Source organism: Streptomyces sp. NPDC046335 (assembly GCF_055587985.1).
In genome coordinates this window covers 145,820-163,147 of sequence record NZ_JBVJFF010000003.1, presented here as the reverse complement: position 1 = coordinate 163,147, position 17,328 = coordinate 145,820, and the positions used below count along the sequence as shown (strand labels likewise).

The window sequence follows — 17,328 nt, the reverse complement described above, 5'->3', positions numbered from 1 at the left end:
CCTCACGTCCGCCACCAGCGCCGCCAGAACGACCACCACCGGGGCGGCGCGGGCGGCGGCAGCGGCGGGGGCGGCGGTGGCGCCGCGGGGAGGGTCGCGCGGGCCGGTGCCGTGTCGATCGCCACGGCGTCTGGGCGGGGCAGCGGCACCACGGTGACCTCGCACGCCTCGGCGGAGACGGGGATCTCCACCTGCCCGGCCCGCAGCGCGCTGCGGGCCACCCGCCGCTCACCGCCGCGGATGCCGTCGGTCCACGCCGCGCGCACCAGGACCGCGGGCTCGGGCCAGTCGAAGGTCAGCGCGGCACGGTCGGCGCTCAGCCGCTGTACGCGCAACTCCCCTATGGCCGTGGGGTGTTCTATGACGACGCTCGGCCCGGACACGGCCCGGTCGCCGAGTACGCTCACCGCCGTCATCCGTACCCGCCGCTCGGGCGGTGGTGTGAGCTCCACGAGCGACTCGGCGCCCGCCGTGCTCGCGGGCAGCCGGTCCACCGTGCCGACGAGCGCGGAGACGTCCGTGCCCGGTGTGACGGGTCCCGAGGTCCACGGCAGCAAGTGGCTCTCGCCGACCGCGGGCTGCCGCCAGGCGATGGTGACGCGGTCGCCGTCCGGGTGCCTGCGCACGGTGAGCTCCTCCACCGGCGAGGGCCACCGTTCGGCGCGGGCGGTGACGAGGACACCGCGGGACCACACCAGGTCACCGTCGGCGTCGCGGTAACCGGAGCGCACTTCGTACGTGTACGTGCCCGCGGGCAGCGGCACGTCGAGCAGCCGGTCGTGCTCGCAGGGCACCCGCACCATCGATCCCTCGCCCCAGCCCTCGGCGTCCTCGCCCGCCCCGGAGCGCGTGACCCGCACCTCGGCCGCCGCCGGGTCGGGCCGCCAGCGCAGCTTGAGGCCGCCCGGCACGGCGTCGGCGCGCAGCTCCGTCACGACGGGCGTGACCAGCACAGGGGCGGTGACGCGCGGCACCCCCGCGATGCGTGACCGGCGCAGCGGGAACACGGCGTACCGCAGGGTGCGGCCCACCGGGGCGTCGGCGTCGACGGCGGCGAGACCGCGCTCGTCGGCCGCCGTCTCCACCGCGAGGTGCGGGGCGCCGTCGGGGAAGCGGAGCACCCGGTACGAGACTCCGTCGGCGCGGCGCGGCGGTGCGCACCAGGCCAGGCGTACGGCCCGGTCGTCCGCCGCGGCCGTCACCGTCGCCTCGGCCGGGGTGAACGGGTCGTCGGCCAGGAGCGCCGCCACGCGCAGCAGCCCCGTCTGGGCGTCCGCGTCGTCCCTGGCCAGGCGGAGCGCGGCGAGCCAGGAGCCGGCGGCGGCCCGCAGCGAGCCCGCGGACTCCTGCCGGCCGGCCTCGGCGGTCAGCCCGCGCACCTCCGCCGCGCGGGCGCGGACGCCGTCCACGAGGGCGGCCAGGCGGTGGTCGTCGGGGCCGTCAGGGTAGGCGGAGGCGAGCGGCAGCCGCGCCACGACGCCCTCCGCCTCGCGCAGCCGCACGCCCGGCCATACGTCGTTGAGCGTCTCGGCGGCGTGCCGGGCGGGGCCCGCCTGCGGGAACCCGGCGGCCACGGCGGCGGCCAGCGCACCGGCCTCGCCGCGGTGCACCCCGAGCGCGACGGCGTCGGCGGCCGTCGGGCGCTCCCCGCCGTCCCGCAGCCGACAGCACACCTCCCACAGGATCAGCCGCCGCAGCCCCATCGCGTCATCCCGTACGAGGGTCTCCAGGGTGTCCACCAGGGCCGCCGCGGCGAGGGCGCGCGCGTCGGCGGCCGAAAGCCAGCGGCGGCGGGCCTCCTGCACCCGGGGCAGGTCGACGCGTACCCAACTGCCTCCGCGGCCGGGGAACCAGAGCCCGTCCAGGATGCGGAAACCGTCGTCGGTGTCGGCCTTGGGGAGCGTGCCGAAGACCGCGTTCGCCGAGGGGGCCGCGGGCGCGGGCGGGCGCAGTACGTCGGCGGCGTGCCGGAAGGACAGGGCCGTCAAGGTGTCGTGCAGGTGGGCGTAGCCGCGCATCGCGGGGGTGCGGGGCAGCGTGGGCAGCGGCGGGCGGGTGCCGCTCGCCCTCGGGCGCTCGCCGGGGCGCAGGACCGCCATGGCTCAGCCGCCCGGCGCGGTGTAGAAGTACACGCGGACCACGGCGGTCTCCGGGCGCTTGCCGAGGTTGTGGAAGTCGTCCGTGGCCGTCTTCTTGGTGAACATGTCGCCACGGCCCTTGCCGAGCAGGCCGTTCACGCGGTGCGCGTAGACGGTGCCGTTCGGGCCGCCGCCGAAGGTGAGGACGAGCGCGGCCGTCCGCCCCTTCCACTTCCCGGTGCCCTTGCTGATCTGCTTGATCAGGTCGCCCTTGTCCCTGCCTGAGACCTTGAACTCCTGGGGGTTGCGGTCCACGGAGCGTGGTCCCGTGGGGGTCGGGGTGGGCTTGCTCGGCGACGGCTTCGGCCGGTCGTCGGCCAGCGGATCGGGCCGGTCGGCCATGGACACGAGCGCGAGCACGAGCAGCAGGTCGGCGAAGAGCCACCCGGCGAGCACCACCGCCCCGATCCGCCCACCACGCCCCCGCGCCCCCCGCTTCCGCGTCACGCGGAGCCCCCGTCACGGGGCCCGGGCGGGGGCAGCCGCGTGGTCGGCGGATCGAGCGGCTCGTCGAGGCGTTCGTCGAGGGGACGGGTGGGTGTGGGGAAGGGGGTGCTGGTGGGGGCGGGGTCGTCGGAGGTGCCGCCGGGTGAGTTGCCGGTGCTCTCCGCCTGGCGGCTGCCGGATGTGTGGGCGCTGTCGTACGGGGAGGAAGTGCCGGATCGGTGACCGCCGCTGGGCGAGTGGCCACTGCCGGGTGAGCCGCTACCGCTGGGTGAGTGGCCACTGCCGGGCGAGGCGCTGTTGCCCTGGGAGTGTCCGCTGGCCGGGGAGCCGCCGTTGCCCTGTGCGTAACCGCCGCTGGGGGAGCCGCTACCGCTGGGTGAGCCGCTGCCGCCGGGCGCGTAGCTGTTGCCGGAGGAGGCGCCGGGGGCTGCTCCGGCGTGGGGTGTGCCGCTCGTGGCGGTGCCGTACCCGCCGGAGGTTCCGCCGCTCCCAGTGGTGCCGTACCCGGCGGGAGTTCCGCCGCTCCCGGCGGTGCCGTACCCGCCGGAAGCCCCGGCGCTCGTGGCGGGGGCCGTGTTGTCTGCGTGGGTGCCGTAGGAGCCGCCGTTCGACCCGTACGCGATGGTGGCGTCGGGCTCGGGTTCCGGGGTGTGCGGGAGGCCCACGAGGGACATCGCTCCGGCCAGCGTTCCCATACGGGCGTCCAGGCGGGCCGCGGCGTCCTGCCAGTGGGCCGCAGCCGCGTCCCAGCGCTCCGTGGCCTCGCGCATGCCGTCCACGGCGTCGCCCGTGCGCCCGGTGCTGGAGATCAGGGCCTGAGAGGCCTGTTCCGTGGCCTTGACCACCGACTCCGACCTCACCACCAGCGACTGCTGCGCGCTGACCAGAGCCTTGAGGGACGCCTCCACCGTGTCGCCCACCGACTTGACCTGCCCGGCGATCTTGCCGGCGGCGATCGCGTTGGCCCGCCCGGCCTTGGCGGTCTCCGCCGTGCCGTTGTGCAGCGTGGTGTCGATGCGGTCCGCGACGGCGCCGAGCTTCGGGACCTCCGTGGTCAGGGTCAGCGCCGCGTTCTTCAGCGCGTCGGTGGCCTGTCCCACGGACGCGGTCGCACCGCTGAGCGCCTTGTGGCTCTGCACCGCCTTGGCGGTCAGGTCCCCCATCTGCTTGGCGGCCTTCGTCAGCTCCGCCGCGAACTGCTGCGGCGAGGCACTGCGGTGCGGCGCCAGCAGCATCTGCGTACGGGTGAGGACCGAGGCGAGCTCGGCGAGGACCCGCTCCCTGGCGGCCTCCTGCGCGGCATCGTCCCGATCCGCCCGCACCCGCGCGCGCGCGTGCCAGACGGAGAGCGCCACCAGCAGGGCGATGAGCAGGACGGCCATCAGGGCCACGTTCTCGAAGCGGCCGAGCGAGGACAGGTGCCCGCCGAAGCCCGACTGCCAGAGCTGGAGGAAGGGGCGCGTCGCCTGCTTGGGCTCCTCCGCGGCCAGCTCGCCATAGGCACGGACGGCCTCGCGCAGGCCGTACCAGGTGATCAGGAGCGGCACGAACACCAGCACCCCGAGAGCCGCCTCCAGGAGACGGTCCCGCTTGCCCGACGTCTGTTCGGGAGGTGACGTGACGCTTTCGGGCCGTACGTAGGCCTGGACGAGGTCGACCTCCGCCCACTGGTCGAGCTGCGACATGGAACCCAGATCCTTGTGCAGCACATCGAGTTCGGCGGAGCGCGGCGACAGCTCGGGCAGCGCCGCGAGACGCCGCAACTCCTTGATGATCAAGGCCTTGTCGAGCAGTTGTGCGGGCGTCAAGCGCTTTCCTCCTGGCTCGCGGGGTGGCTCATGAGGTGGGGGCCGTGCCCTTCATCCGAGGACGTCCCCTCTGCCACGCCGGTTCCTGCCGTCACGGTTCAGCCGCCGCAACAACGCCTCGGCGTCGGCGTGTTCAGGATCCCACGTCAGACACTTCCCCAGGGCCTCAATCGCCTCATCACGCTCGCCGCGCCGGTCCAGTTCCACGGCGTGCCGGTAGGTGCGCTCGGCGAGCAGGCCGCGTACCCGTACGTTCGTCGGATCGTGGCCGTACGCGCAGTTGAGCCACCGCTCGGCGTCGGCGAAGTGCTCGGGGGACATGTCGGCCATGGCCGCCGCGCAGTGCACGTCGATCATGGCGTCCAGCATGTCCGCGCCGGCCGGCCTGGTCGCCGCGTCCTGCCAGGCGATGTGCGCGGCCTGCACGGCATGGTCGTAGTGGCCGAGCGAGAGCAGCGCCTGCGCGCGGGCGAGCTGCCGCCGGGAAGTGCGGTCGAGCACCGGCGCGGGCCGGGACTCCGCGAGGGGCGCGGGCTCGGGCGGGGGCGAGGGACGGTCCAGGTCGTCGAGCAGCTCCTGCGCCTCCGCGATGATCTCGCGCAGCAACGCGGACGCCTCGCCCGTCCGCCCCTGCCCGACGAGCAGCCGCGCCCGCTCCACATCGCGTGCCTCATGGGCCTCATGGGGATCGTGCGCGACGCGCGGGTCGCGCACCGGAGGCTGCACGGAACGCTGTCCTGCGGAGTCCAGCTCGTCGGCGTCGTGGCGGCGGGCCGCGTCCACGGACGGGCGTTCACCCTCGCCGCCCACCAGTGTCGCCGTGAGCGGCGGCGCGTCGGAGAGGGTGTCGTGGGAGAGCGCGGCCGGTTCCAGCGGGCCCTCCTCCAGGGCCGCGGGACCCGAGGACGCGGCGCCGCCCGCGAGCCGCACCGCGTGTTTCAGCGCGCCGAGCGCGAGCAGCTCGGGACTCGCCCGCACACAGCGCGGCCCGAGCCCGGCGACCCGCGAACGCACCTGCTCCATCCGCGTGTTGCCGCCCACCAGGAGCAGCGTGTCCACGTCTTCCTGCCGCATCCCCGCCCGGTCCAGGAGCGCCTGCGCCCGGTCCAGGGTGCGCCGCACATGCCGGTCGACGTACGCGTCGAAGTCGGGCCGGTCGATCCGCACCTGAAGCGGCGGCCCCCCGCCGAACCGCAGCCCGAGCACCGCGGCCGGCGGCCCCTTCGGCCTGCCGAGCGCCTCGCGCGCCTCCTGCCCGCGCGCGCGAAGGCCCTGCCATACGGAGGTGTCGGGGCCCCCGGCCCGCCACGCGCCGCCGCGCGGAAGCAGCCGGACCGCCGAGGACAGCAGCTCGGCGTCGAACGCGCGGCCCCCCGACGTCGTCCCGCCCTCGTAGCCGAGCGAGCGGAAGTGGCCGCGCACGCTGCGGATCAGGCCGAGCTCGAAACCCTCGTACCCCATGCCGTAGACCAGGCACGTGCCGCTGTCCCGCTCTGTGGTGTGGCCGATCACCGCGGCCATGGAGTCGCTGACGAGGCGCGCCGGTTCGAGGCCCGCCTCGCGCGCCGCGTCCCGCAGGGCCGCCCGCTGCGCCGAGCCGAACCGCGCGGGCACGCTGATCACGGTCTGCGCCACCCGCCCGGGCGCCGCCGCCTCCACGCGCTCGCGCAGGGACCGCAGCCTGCGCACCACGATCCGGTCGGCGTCGGCCGCCCCCTCCGGGGTGCGCACCGGACGCCCGCTGCCCAGGCGGCTCTTGAGGCTCGGGAACGTCACCGGCAGCGTGCCCGTCTCCGCCGGCTCGCACAGCAGCCACGGCCCTTCCTCCGCAGGCTCCAGGCGCCGGCCGGGCCCCTCGGGCAGGGCGAAGAGCGCCCGCAGGCCCGTGGCGCCGAAGTCGATGCCCAGGCTGACGGGGGCCGCCCCCGGCGCGGGGCGGCCGTCCTGCCGCGCCTGCGTCATCCGCCCGCCGTCTCTTCGGCGAACCGCAGGATGCCCTCGTAGTCGGGCCGGTCGGGGAGCGCGGGCACGGCACGCTCCGACTGGGCCACCGCCACCAGGTTGACCAGATTGCGGGCCTGCTGCGCGGTCGTGACGCGGTTGCCCTGCCGGTGGGCCTGCTTGACGTACTCCACCGCCTCGTTGATCTGCCGCACCGTCTCCGGCGGCGCACCCTCCGACGCCAGCTCCGCCTGCCGGAACTGGCTCGCCAGGCCGCACTGGCGGTACATGTCGTCGAGCAGCAGCTCGGTGAGGCGCTTGTACTCGCCGCTGTCGCCCATCGCCACCGCCCGCTGCGCCTGCTCGATGTCACGGCGCACCTTCATCGCCTGCACCGGCTCGATGTAGGGCCCGTACCGCTTCAGGAAGTTGTCGGCCTCCCGCTCGGCGAACGCGAGCTGCTCGCGCAGGACCGCGCTGTCCAGCTCCTCCACCGGCTCGGGCGGCGGGGTGCGGGGCTTCTCCCGGTTGGGCGTGGCCTCCAGGACCATGTCCGTGCCGCGCACGCTGACCTTCACCGTGATGATGCGGTCCGCGGAGTAGTTGAAGGAGACGTCCACCTGGCGGTTGATCTCGATCTCCTGCGGCAGCTCGAACTCCACCACGCCCTGCTCGTGGTTCTCGCTCGCCACCTTGCTGTCGCCCTCGTAGACCGGCACCCGGATACGGCGGCTGTCGGTGGCGTGGAAGGTGCGCTGACGCGGCTCGGAGAGCGGGTACGGCGAGCCGGCCTCGATGATCTCCACGAACACGTCGCGCTGGCTGCCCTTGATCGCGGCGATGCCCATCGCCATCGGCGTCGACTCGTACAGGCCCGTGTCGCCCCTGGAGCGCCCGTCGGCCAGGCTCCGGCCGCAGGCCGAACAGGCGACCGCCCCGTACTCGTTGACCTTCGCGCACTGCGGGTCCGAGCACTCCACGCCGTGCAGCGTCTCGGCGAGGACGCCCGCGCCGAAGGCCACGCACTCCATGGGGTTGATGTTCCTGCGGACCTTGGCCACGCCGAAGAACGCCTCGACCGCCTCGTACACGGGCCGGGTGAGCGTGCCGCCGCCCACGAGCAGGACGTCGGAGATGTCGTCCGTGGACAGCTCGTAGCGCGCGAGGGTCTCCTGGACCAGCGCCATGGTCCTGCTCACCAGCGGCGAGATCATCGCGTTGAACTCGGCGCGCGTCAGCTTCATCTCGACGTCGAGGACGCCGTTCTCGCCGCGGTAGGCCGCGGGGACCACGATGTACGTCTCGTCCAGGTCGTTCAGCTCCCGCTTGGCGCGCTCGGCGGCCTTCTTCGCGTGGAAGAGGAACGCCTTGTCGCCCGACGGGTCCACGTGGTGCTCCTCGCGCATCCACGCGATGATCCGCTCCACGATGGCCAGGTCGAAGTCGTCACCGCCCAGCCAGATGTCACCGGCCGAGCGCAGCACCTGGAACTGGCTCCTGCCCTCCTGGTCCTTGACCGCGTTGAGCACGGAGATGTCGAAGGTGCCGCCGCCGAGGTCGTAGACGAGGACCCGGCTGCGCGCCCCGCCCGGCTTGTGCAGGCCGAAGGCGACGGCGGCGGCCGTCGGCTCGTCGACGATCTTCTTGACCACCAGGCCCGCCTTCTCCGCGGCCTCGCGCGTGGCGGCGCGCTGGGCGTCGCGGAAGTAGGCGGGCACGGTGATCACGGCGTGCGTCACGGGCTCGTTGAGGGTGCGCGAGGCGTCCCTGACCAGCTTGTCCAGGATGACGCTGGAGATCTCGGCGGGGGTGCGGGCGCGACCGCCGAGCACCACGTGAGCGCGCGGGTCGTCGTCGGGGCCCGCGACGATCTCGTAGCTCATGCGGTCGCGCGCCTGCGCCACGGAACTGTCGGCGAAGTCCCGCCCCATCAGGCGCTTCACGGAGGCGATGGTCTCCTTGGGCTGCATGATCGCCCAGTTCAGCGCGTCCTCGCCGACCAGCGGCTGGTCCTTGCCGTCGCGGTGCATGACGCCGACGACCGAGGGGGTGAGCCGCTCGCCCTTGCTGTTGGTGAGCACCGCGATGTCCGCGCGGTGCGGATCGTGGGCGGCGACAGCGCTGTTGGTCGTGCCGAGGTCGATGCCGATGGCCTTCATTCCCGCTCCGTTCCTTGCTCCGTCTCGCCGCCCGCGGCGACGACCACCCGGGCGGCACGCAGCACCTGCCCCCGGTACCGGTAACCGCGCTGCACTATCTCCAGGACCTCGCCCGCGGCCGCGCCAGGCGGCACGGCACGGGCCTCGGTCACGTGGTGGGTCGCGGGCTCGGCCCGCTCGCCGGGCCGCCCCACCTGTTCGAGCCCCTCTTCGGCCAGGGCCGTCTCCAGCTGCCCCGCGATCAGTGCGACGCTCCTGCGGTACGTGACGACGTCGCCGGCGGCCCCGTCCGCGAGGAGCCGGTCGAAGGAGTCGAGCACATCGGCGCAGCGCAGCAACAGCCGCTCGGTGAGCGCCTGATGGGCGGCGTCACGGGCCGCCAGGTCGCGGGCGTGCTCGTAGGCGAGCCGGGCCGTGGGATCAGACATCAAAGCGGACGAGGTCGGCCACGAGGCGCGCGGCGGCCTCCGGGAGAGGGTGCGGCGACGGGCCCTGCTGGGTGGATTCCAAGGCGAGCTCCCGGTCGGTTTCCGCCGCGGCCTGCGGCAGTTCGGCTTCCATGTCCACGTCGTACAACAGCAGATCGACGAGCAGCCTGCGGCGTACGCCGCGCAGCTCGTCCCAGGCCTGCTGGGTGACCGGCGTCATCAGATGCCGGGCGAGCAGCTCGAAGGAGACGTCCCGCATGTCGGCGTGGGTCGTCCAGGGGGTCACGCCGGCCGGGGCGAGCGCGTCGTAGGGGAAGGGGCCTTCCCAGCTCGCTTCGGGGTCCTTGATCACGCGACACTGCCTCCTGCTCGGTTCTCGGGAGCCCTGCTGCCGGGCCTCAGCTCGGTGTGCCAGCGGCGCACCGCGTCCAGGAGCGCCCGTCTGATCCGGCTGTTCGTGGGCTCCGCGCGGGTGGCGCGGAACAGGTGGTGCAGCGCCCACAGGATGTCCCCGCGGCTCAGCGCGAGCTCCGCCTTGTCGGTCAGCTCCGCCGCCCAGGCGGGCAGATCCTCGTCGTCCGGCGGCGTCTCCTGGCCGTCGCTGCGGATCAGGTCGCCCATGCCGCCCACACCGAGGTGCCGGGTCAGCAGCTTCTCCATCTCGTCCAGGGCCTCGCCGAGCGTCTCGCGGTAGCGGTGCGTCAGGGCCTGCCCGAGGCCCACGTCGAGCAGCCCGAGCGCCTCGTGCAGCAGCTCCAGGCGCTCGGGCACCTCGTACGTACGCTCGTCCAGCGTGAACACCAGGGCCCGCGCCAGGTTGTCGCGGGCGTGGTTCGACTCCGGGTTGAGGGCGAGCGCGCGGCGCAGGTCGGCCTCGGCGCCGTACACGTCGCAGCGCATGCCGTGCTTGGTCCGGGTGTAGCCGCGCCACACCCCGCGCAGGGACAGCAACGCCGACAGCTTCGCGTGCAGTTGCCCGAGCAGCTCGCGGTCCAGCGGATGCAGCACCGTGACCGCCGACTCGACGAGCGTGACGGCCTCGTCCAGGGCCGGGCCGAGCGGTGGCCCCTCCTCGGCGGACAGCGCCTCGACGCGGCCGAGCACCGTACGGATGACGGCCTTCTTGGACCGGGCCTGCATACCGGCCCTGCGGGACACCTTCACCAGCTCCGCCCACTGCTCCAGAGCCGTGCCGAGGCCGCCGTCGCCGCGCGTCAGGGCGGTCCTGCCGAGCGCGAGACGGACGTGGACGGCCAGCTCCACGCCGTCCTGGAGCAGCCGGGCGTGGCGGCGCGGCAGCCGGACGTAGGCGGGGTTGTCCCGCAGGAAGGCGAGGCAGTGCCCGCACTCCTCGGCGTGACCGGCCGACGAGGCGGGGCCCGCGCAGTCCTCCGGCAGGGTGGTCAGCGTGCGCAGCGCGGGCAGCTCGCGCAGCGCCTGCTCGAACTTGCGGACCTCCGAGAGCGCGAAGCTCCGCGCGAGTTCCGAGAAGGCCCAGCGCAGCTCGCGCACCGCGTACTCGCCGGGGTCCTTGCCCTGCTGCGCCGCCGCGTCCAGGCTCGCGACGAGGTCGCCCAGCGGTGCCTGGAGCCGCAGCAGCCGCAGATAGCGCGGGCCGCACGCCAGCGTGGCGCCCGCGCCCGGCACGGACGGCAGGCCACCCACGTCCTTCAGGACCCGCGCGCCGCCCAGCTCCGACTCCAGGAGGCCCGCCAACGCCTGGTAACCGGCGGCCTGTTCGGGCCGGCCCTGCTCGGTGTGGCGCTGCTCGAAGCCCGAGAGCTGCCCGAAGAGGTGCTGGTTCAGCTCCCAGCGCAGCGCCGCCATGTCCTCCGGCGTCAGCTCCCGCTCGTACGCGGCGGCCCGCTCGGCACACCAGCCGTCCCAGTACTCGTCGTCGCTCAGCAGGGTCGCCCAGTACACGAGCGCGGCCTCCCACGCGCTCACCGCGTGCTCCCACGCACCGCTCTGCTCCAGCTCCTGCGCCTGCCACAGCCGGGCCACCGCGAGGCCGTGCACCACCGTCATGTCGCCCGGCGCCGCCCGCAGCCGCCGCTCCCACTCGGTGGCCGCCGCCTCCCTGTCCCTGGCGAGGAGGAGCAGCAGCGGGGCGTCCTGCGGGAAGCGTTCGCACAGGGTTTCCAGGAGCGCGGGGCCCTCGTCGGGGGAGAGCTGGGCCAGGGCGTCCCGCAGGTCAGGGGCGGCGTGCCAGCGGTAGAGCAGGGCGTCGAGCTGGAGCCGCCGGCCCGGCAGCCGCAGCCGCTCCAGGGCGACGCGCTCGTGCCAGGACATCGAACCGCGTTCGAGCAGCGCGTACGAGGCGTTCTTGACGACGTCCATCGAGGCGCCGGGGTCCACGCCGGCGTCCCGCAGGGCCAGGTACGGGAACGCCTGGTCCCGTACCGCGAAGGGGTCGGCCACCAGGGGGGCGCTGGTGAGACCGTCCGCCCAGGGCAGCAGCCCGATCAGCCGCCGCAGCCTGCGGCACCGCACGTCGGCGCGGTCGAGCACACCGAGGGCCCTCTCGTACGCGGCCACCGCGCCGCTCCACTTTCCCGCGGCCTCCCGTAGCCGGCCCTCGGCGTAGGCGAGATGGGCGTCGGCGTCCCGGTGCCCCGGGCACCGCCGGAACGCCTCGGCGGCCCGCTGCCACTCCTGGTGGGCGTCGGCGAGGCGCCCGCGGGCGTACGCGGCGAGCGCGGGCGCGTCCCGGTGCCCGCCGAGGGCTTCGGCCTCCTGCACGACGCAGGCCCAGTCCCCCTCGGCCTCGGCGAGCCGCACGCGCGCGTACCGCCCCCGCGTGTCCGCGTCGACGCCGAGCGACCCGTCCACCGCCCCGTACGCCTCGACAACCCGCCGCCACGCCTCACTCGTGCCGGCCTCCGCTTCGGCGATGCGGGCCCGTACGTAGCGCTGCCGGGCCGGGGCGTCGGCCCAGTCGTCGGGCAGCGCTCCGTAGAGTCCGTCGGCATCCTGCCAACGCCCGGCCAGCTCGTGGGCGCGGGCCAGGGCGTACCGGTAGAGCCGGGTGGGCTCGTCCCCTCCCGGGCCGGGGCCCGCTCCCGGGCCGGGGTCCGCCGAACCCCGCGGGAACGCCCCCGCGTAGATCTCGCAGGCCCCCGCCCAGTCGCCCGCCTCCTCAGCCCTGCGGCCCTCCGCCTTGCGGCGCAGGGCGGACACCGTGCCCTCACGTGCTCCGTCCGGCACGCCGGAGAGCAGGCCGAGGACCGCCGTCCAGTCGCCGCGCAGATCGGCGGCGACACGCGCGCGTGCGTAGCGTCGGCGTACGCCCACCTCGCCGTCGGCGTACGTGTCGGGCAGCCGGCCGAAGCCGTCGATGACCCCGGTCCACTCGCCCCGCTCGTCGGCGGCCCGGCCCCGCGAGTACAGCACGCGGTCCGGCACGTCCAGTACCTCGGAAGGCAGCCCCGCGAAGTGGGCAAGGGCCTCGGACCAACGCCCGACCTCCTGGCAGAGCCGGCCCCGCGCGTACGCGCGAAGGTACGGAGCATCCGCCGGCACACCATCCGCAACGCCGAACCCGGGCGCGGCTGTGCCGGTTCTGGCGGAGCCCGGCGGGGCTGTGCCGTTGCCGCCGTTCGGCGGGGTGTCCGTGGCCCGCCTGTTTCCGGCGGTGTCCCGCACAGCCGTGCCGGTCACGGGGGAGTTCGGCGTGGCCTCGCCGTTTCCGTCCGTGTCCACCGAAGCTGTGTCGTCCCCGGGCCCCACCTCCCCGGACGCCTCGCCGGGCCCGGTCTCCCCGGACGCATCGCCGAACGCCTTCTCCGCCGTTGCCCAGTCGCCCTCCGCCATCGCCGAGCGGCCCTCGGCGTACCGGCGCAGGGAATCGGTGGCGCGGTAACCCGCGGGCATGGGGGCGAGGGATTCCAGTGCCGTGCGCCAGTCGCCCGCCTCCGTCGCCGTGAGCGCGGACTCGTACACGTGGTGGCGCAGATCGCTCAGGAGCGGTTCCGTGTCCCAGCCCTCCGCGGAGGCCGCCGACAGGTCGGCGAGAGCCTCGACGGCGCGGCCCGCCTCCGCCGCGCCCCTGCCCCGCGCGTACAGGAGCCGTACCGCGCTGTCCCGGAAGCCGGCCGCCTCGTAGGCCCGGACCGCCGTCGCCCAGTCGGCCACCGCGTCCGCCGCACGCCCCGCCGCGTACGCGCACCAGCGGTCCTGGCCCGCCCGCGCGAACGCCTCCCGCGCCGCGGGCCAGTCCCCGTCCTGCGCCGCCGCCCGGCCCCGCGCGTACGCCGAGCGCTCGGCCGCGTCGTCCAGGCCCCCGCACCCGCCGTACGCGGACTCCGCCGCACGCCAGTCCTCGCGCTCCTCGGCCGCCAGGCCCGCCACGTACGCGGCACGGGCCCGGGCCTCGGCATGGCCAGGACGCAGGGCGAGGACGGTCCCGTAGGCCTGGGCGGCGGTCGCCAAGTCCCCTGCGCTCCGCGCCTGTTCGGCGGCGGCGAGGGTCCGCGCCACATGCAGTTCGTCGCGCGCGGCGGCGAGCCGCGCCGCCACGTCCCGAGGCCCCCCGGGCCACGCGGCGAGCACCTCCTCGTAGCGGCTGATGGCGGTGGTCCAGTCCGCCGCCGCCTCCGCGGCCCGCCCCTCGTCGACGAGCGCGGCCATCCGCCGCAGACCGGCCACCTCCGCCGCGAGGCAGGCGGGCGCCGGTCCTGGCAGGCGCTCGCCGACCACCGCGAGCTGGGCCGCCGCGCCCGCCGCGTCCCGCTCCCCGGCCAGCAGCTCGCAGAGCTTCTCGATCTCGGGCCAGGCCAGTTCGAAGGCGGCCTCGGCCCGCATCCGCCGCTGCTCGTCGGCGTACTGCCGGGTCGGCGTGCGCAGGGTGCGCTGGACCTGCTCCCAGAGCCCGAGGTCCCGCAGATGGCGCGCCGCGCGGATCAGTACGGTCGAGTCGACGTGACCGAACTTGCTGTTCAAGGCCTCCAGCGCGGCCGCGCCCTCGTTCAGCGGGTCCGCGACCGCCCCGCCCTCGTCCCGCACCTCGCGCGCCTTGAACAGCCAGCCCTGCCTGCACTCATCGTGGAGGAACAACGCGGGCGTCGCCCACTCCACCGCCGTGTGCTCCGGCTGGTGGGAGATGCGCAGCCGCGCGGTGGCCATGGCCTCGTCGATCGTCTTGTTGGCCGCGATGCCCTTCAGGAGCTCCGGGCTGAAAGCGCCCGCCGAGACGTCGCTGACCTTCCCGCGCATCGCCACCACGGCGGGCACACCGTCACCGATCAGCGCCTGCGCGAGCCCGGAGAAGGGTTCCAGGTGCGAACTGTCCGCCCCGGAGCAGAGGTTGAGCGCGACGAGGCGCAGCCGCTGGGCCTTCAGGAGCATCGCGCTGAGCAGGTCGGCGGGCACGCGGTCGACACCGCCGCCCTCCGTCTCCAGGGACACGACGCCCTTGCCCAGCTCGTCGTCGTACGTCCCGTGGGCGATCAGCAGGACGGCCGTGGGCAGCTCGGAGTGGGCGGCGAGCGCCGACTCCAGGTTCGCGCGCGTGGCGCGCTCCACCACCGTCGTCTGCACGGCCACCTCCGGCAGGTCGTGCCGGAGGGCGGCGATCTCCGCCGAGGCCCGCAGCGGCGCGAGACCGGCGGGAGACGCGCAGGCCACCAGGAGCCTGATCAGGCTCGGCTCGTCGGCGGAGTCCGGAAGGCGCTGGCCAAGCGGCCCGCCGGGCAGCGAACGCGCCAGGGAGTAGCCGTGGTTGAGGGCGAGCGACTGCTGAGGGCTGCCGGGCGGCGCGCAGAGCGCCTCCAGTGGGAGGTCGCGCAGCTCGGGCGGCAGATCGAAGCGGAGCCGCAGGCCGCGCGACGGCCGCATCCGCTGGGCCCTGCCGAGCGACGCGTCGACGCAGGCCCCGACGTGCGCCCCGACCGCCTCGCACGCCGCCTCCGCCGCGCCCGTCTTCTCCCCGGCCCTGCCGGGCTCGCCGAACAGCAGCTTGAACACCCCGCGCCCCAGCTCCCTGAGCTGCGCCACGGTGTGCTGCTCGCCCATCGGCGCCCGGCCGAGCTCGGCGGCGATCAGCCGGTCCCACTGCCGGCGGAAGTCCGCGGGCTCCCGGCCGACGGCGACGATCTCGGCGGCCGACGCGGGGCCGCTCGCCGTCACGAGATAGCGGGCGGCGCCGACGCGGCGGACCCGGATGCGCAGTTCCTCGTACGTGAGCACGGCCGTCACCGCTCGCTCTCGTCGGGCTGCCACATCACGTGGTCGAGATCGGCGACCGCGGCCTCGCGCTGCTCCTCCAGCTCGGGGTCGTCGGGGAAGTGGCCGAGCGCGGCGGTGAGCTGGTCGATGGCCTCGCGCAGGGCGGCCCGCGCGCCGGAGAGGCTGCCCGAGCTCCAGCGGGCCGCGGCGAGCCCGCGCAGCACGATGCCCAGGCTGATCTGGGCCCGCAGCAGATGCGGGTTGAACGCGACGGAGCGGCGCAGATCGGCGGCGGGTCCGTCGAGCGGCTCCTCCTGGCCGTTGGCCACGGAGATGCCGCGGTCGGCGAGGACGCGCGCCAACTGCCCTTCGAGTCGCCCGCGTTCGTTGGCGCCGATCACCGAACGGGTCGTCTCCAGGGTGGCGACCGCGAGGCTCAGCCGCCCGTCGCGGTGGGCCTCGCGGGCCGCGCCGAGCGCCATGTCGACGATGGCGGTCTGCGTCTCGCGGTACCGCTCGATCTCGCGGCTGTGGACCAGCGCGCGCCGCCAGTACGCGGCGGCCGCCGGGAAGTCGGGCCGTGGCGCGGTCAGTTCGGCGCGGCCCATGCTGAGCCGCGCCTCCAGGGCCAGACCGCGCGCGTCCAGAACGAGCCTGTGGTGCTTGTCCACGAGCCCGGCGTACCCGGGGTTCAGCTCGTCGAAGCGCGTACACCCCGGCTCGCACACGGCCGCCGCGCCGGGGCCGCTGCCCCGCGCCCGGCAGCCGGGGCAGCGCAGCTCGGACAGGGCGGCGAGCGCGTCGGCGGGCTTGCCCTGGCCCAGCAGGAGCTGCGCGAAGCCGAGCTCGGAGAAGGCGTACGTGAGGGAGGCGTACGCGGGGGAGTCGTTCGCGGGCGAGGCGTTCGAGGCCGAGACGTATGCGGGTGAGGCGTTCGCGGCCGAAGGCGCGGTGCCCGTGGCCGTGGATCCCGGCGGGACGGTGGCCGCCGCCTTGAGGGCGCGGGCCTCGTGCGCGGCGGCGAACGCCCCGAACTCCGCGGTCCTGCCCAGCTCCGCCACCCGCAGCGGCCCGCAGAACAACGGCACCCCGCCGCCGTCGGCGGACGGGAAGCCGCCCACGGCCGCGAGCAGCTTCGCCGCGTCGGCCTCGCGCTGGAGCAGCGGTCCCGGCGCGACCCGCGCCCCGGAGTCGTCGGGCATCCGCCGCTCGATGAGCTCGCGGAGCCCCGCGCGCACCACGGGTACGAGCGACTCCTCCACGGGCACGCCGTACCGCCGGCCCGCGGTGGCCCGCAGCCGCTCCCAGAACATCGCGTCGTGCAGCACGGCCGCCCACGCGGCGACGCACCGCTCCCACTTCCGGCCGTCCGTGTCCTCGGGGGAGTGGAGCAGGGCGAGCGCCAAGGTGTGGGACACGCGATGGTCTGCCGGGTCGCGCCGGACCGCCGCGTCGAGCAGCTCCACGGCTGCCGCGCGCCGTCCGCCGCGTACGAGCACCACGGCGTGCAGGGGCGCGAAGCCGCCGGGGTCGCTGTCCAGGCCCCGGGAGGCGTCGAGCAGGGCGCAGGCCCGCTGCCACGCTCCTTCTGCGTCTCCGCCCGCGTCTCCCGTGCTGTCCAGCAGCCCGGTGAGCGCCGCCCGGCGCAGCCGCAGGGCCACCTCGCGGTCGGAGCGGCCCGACAGCGCGGCGAGGAGCCAGCGGGCCTCGTCGTCCAGGGGTGCGCCGCGGGACGCCTCGCGGAGGTCGGCGAGGGCTGCCGCCGGGTCACCCGCGCGGGCCCGCACATACGCGCGCTGCACCAGGGATCGGCCGTGCGGGACCGCGCAGGCCAGCGCGGCGGTGAGATGGCGCTCGGCGGCGGCGAGGTCACCGCGGTGCGCGGCGGCGCACCCCAGCCAGTGCAGCGGCCCGGCGGCCGTGGGCCGCAGCCGCCGCGCCCGCTCGAACTCCGCCACGGCCTCGTCCAGTTCCCCGGCGGCGAGCCGCACCCGCCCAAGGCCGGTACGGGCCCGCGCGGCGACACGCCGCTCCAACGTGTCGGCGTCGGGCCCGGCGGCGGCCTCGGCACCGGGCCCCGTGCCCGTCAACGCCTCCCGGAACCCGGCCTCCGCCGCCGCGGTGTCCCCGGCGGCCAGGGCCTTCTCCCCGGCGGCGCACGCCTGTTCCGCGCGGCCGAGCTCCGCCGCGATCTGCGCAGTCACAGTCAGTCCCCGTTCCACGGCGAACGCACCGCCGCGTC

9 protein-coding genes are annotated in these 17,328 nt (G+C 75.4%); all 9 read right to left on the bottom strand.

Annotated features, from left to right (window positions below):
- Positions 1-2 precede the first annotated feature (2 nt).
- Genes ACZ6JY_RS07645 through ACZ6JY_RS07605 form a run of 9 tightly spaced genes read right to left on the bottom strand, consistent with a single transcriptional unit; the run spans position 3 to position 17,290 of the window.
- On the bottom strand, positions 3-2,099 hold the full coding sequence (locus tag ACZ6JY_RS07645) for a hypothetical protein (protein ID WP_469193267.1): 2,097 nt from the start codon (positions 2,097-2,099) through the stop codon (positions 3-5).
- 3 nt (positions 2,100-2,102) lie between these two features.
- Positions 2,103-2,585 (bottom strand): hypothetical protein, encoded by a 483-nt coding sequence (locus ACZ6JY_RS07640; RefSeq protein ID WP_469193265.1) that lies wholly within the window; start codon positions 2,583-2,585, stop codon positions 2,103-2,105.
- Positions 2,582-4,393, bottom strand: coding sequence for a hypothetical protein (locus tag ACZ6JY_RS07635; RefSeq protein ID WP_469193263.1), 1,812 nt, complete (start codon positions 4,391-4,393; stop codon positions 2,582-2,584). The genes ACZ6JY_RS07640 and ACZ6JY_RS07635 overlap by 4 nt, the downstream gene beginning before the upstream one ends.
- A 51-nt stretch (positions 4,394-4,444) precedes the next feature.
- The gene (locus ACZ6JY_RS07630) at positions 4,445-6,355 is read right to left on the bottom strand and encodes an Hsp70 family protein (protein WP_469193261.1); all 1,911 of its coding nucleotides are present in this window, start codon (positions 6,353-6,355) and stop codon (positions 4,445-4,447) included.
- Entirely contained in the window at positions 6,352-8,493 is a 2,142-nt protein-coding gene (locus ACZ6JY_RS07625) for an Hsp70 family protein (protein WP_469193259.1), read from the bottom strand. Before ACZ6JY_RS07625 ends, ACZ6JY_RS07630 begins: the two co-directional genes overlap by 4 nt.
- The gene (locus ACZ6JY_RS07620; RefSeq protein ID WP_469193257.1) at positions 8,490-8,921 is read right to left on the bottom strand and encodes a nucleotide exchange factor GrpE; all 432 of its coding nucleotides are present in this window, start codon (positions 8,919-8,921) and stop codon (positions 8,490-8,492) included. The genes ACZ6JY_RS07625 and ACZ6JY_RS07620 overlap by 4 nt, the downstream gene beginning before the upstream one ends.
- Positions 8,914-9,273, bottom strand: coding sequence for a hypothetical protein (locus tag ACZ6JY_RS07615; protein WP_469193255.1), 360 nt, complete (start codon positions 9,271-9,273; stop codon positions 8,914-8,916). The genes ACZ6JY_RS07620 and ACZ6JY_RS07615 overlap by 8 nt, the downstream gene beginning before the upstream one ends.
- The gene (locus ACZ6JY_RS07610) at positions 9,270-15,116 is read right to left on the bottom strand and encodes a CHAT domain-containing protein (protein ID WP_469193254.1); all 5,847 of its coding nucleotides are present in this window, start codon (positions 15,114-15,116) and stop codon (positions 9,270-9,272) included. Before ACZ6JY_RS07610 ends, ACZ6JY_RS07615 begins: the two co-directional genes overlap by 4 nt.
- The gene (locus ACZ6JY_RS07605; RefSeq protein WP_469193252.1) at positions 15,113-17,290 is read right to left on the bottom strand and encodes a tetratricopeptide repeat protein; all 2,178 of its coding nucleotides are present in this window, start codon (positions 17,288-17,290) and stop codon (positions 15,113-15,115) included. Before ACZ6JY_RS07605 ends, ACZ6JY_RS07610 begins: the two co-directional genes overlap by 4 nt.
- Positions 17,291-17,328: the final 38 nt, after the last annotated feature.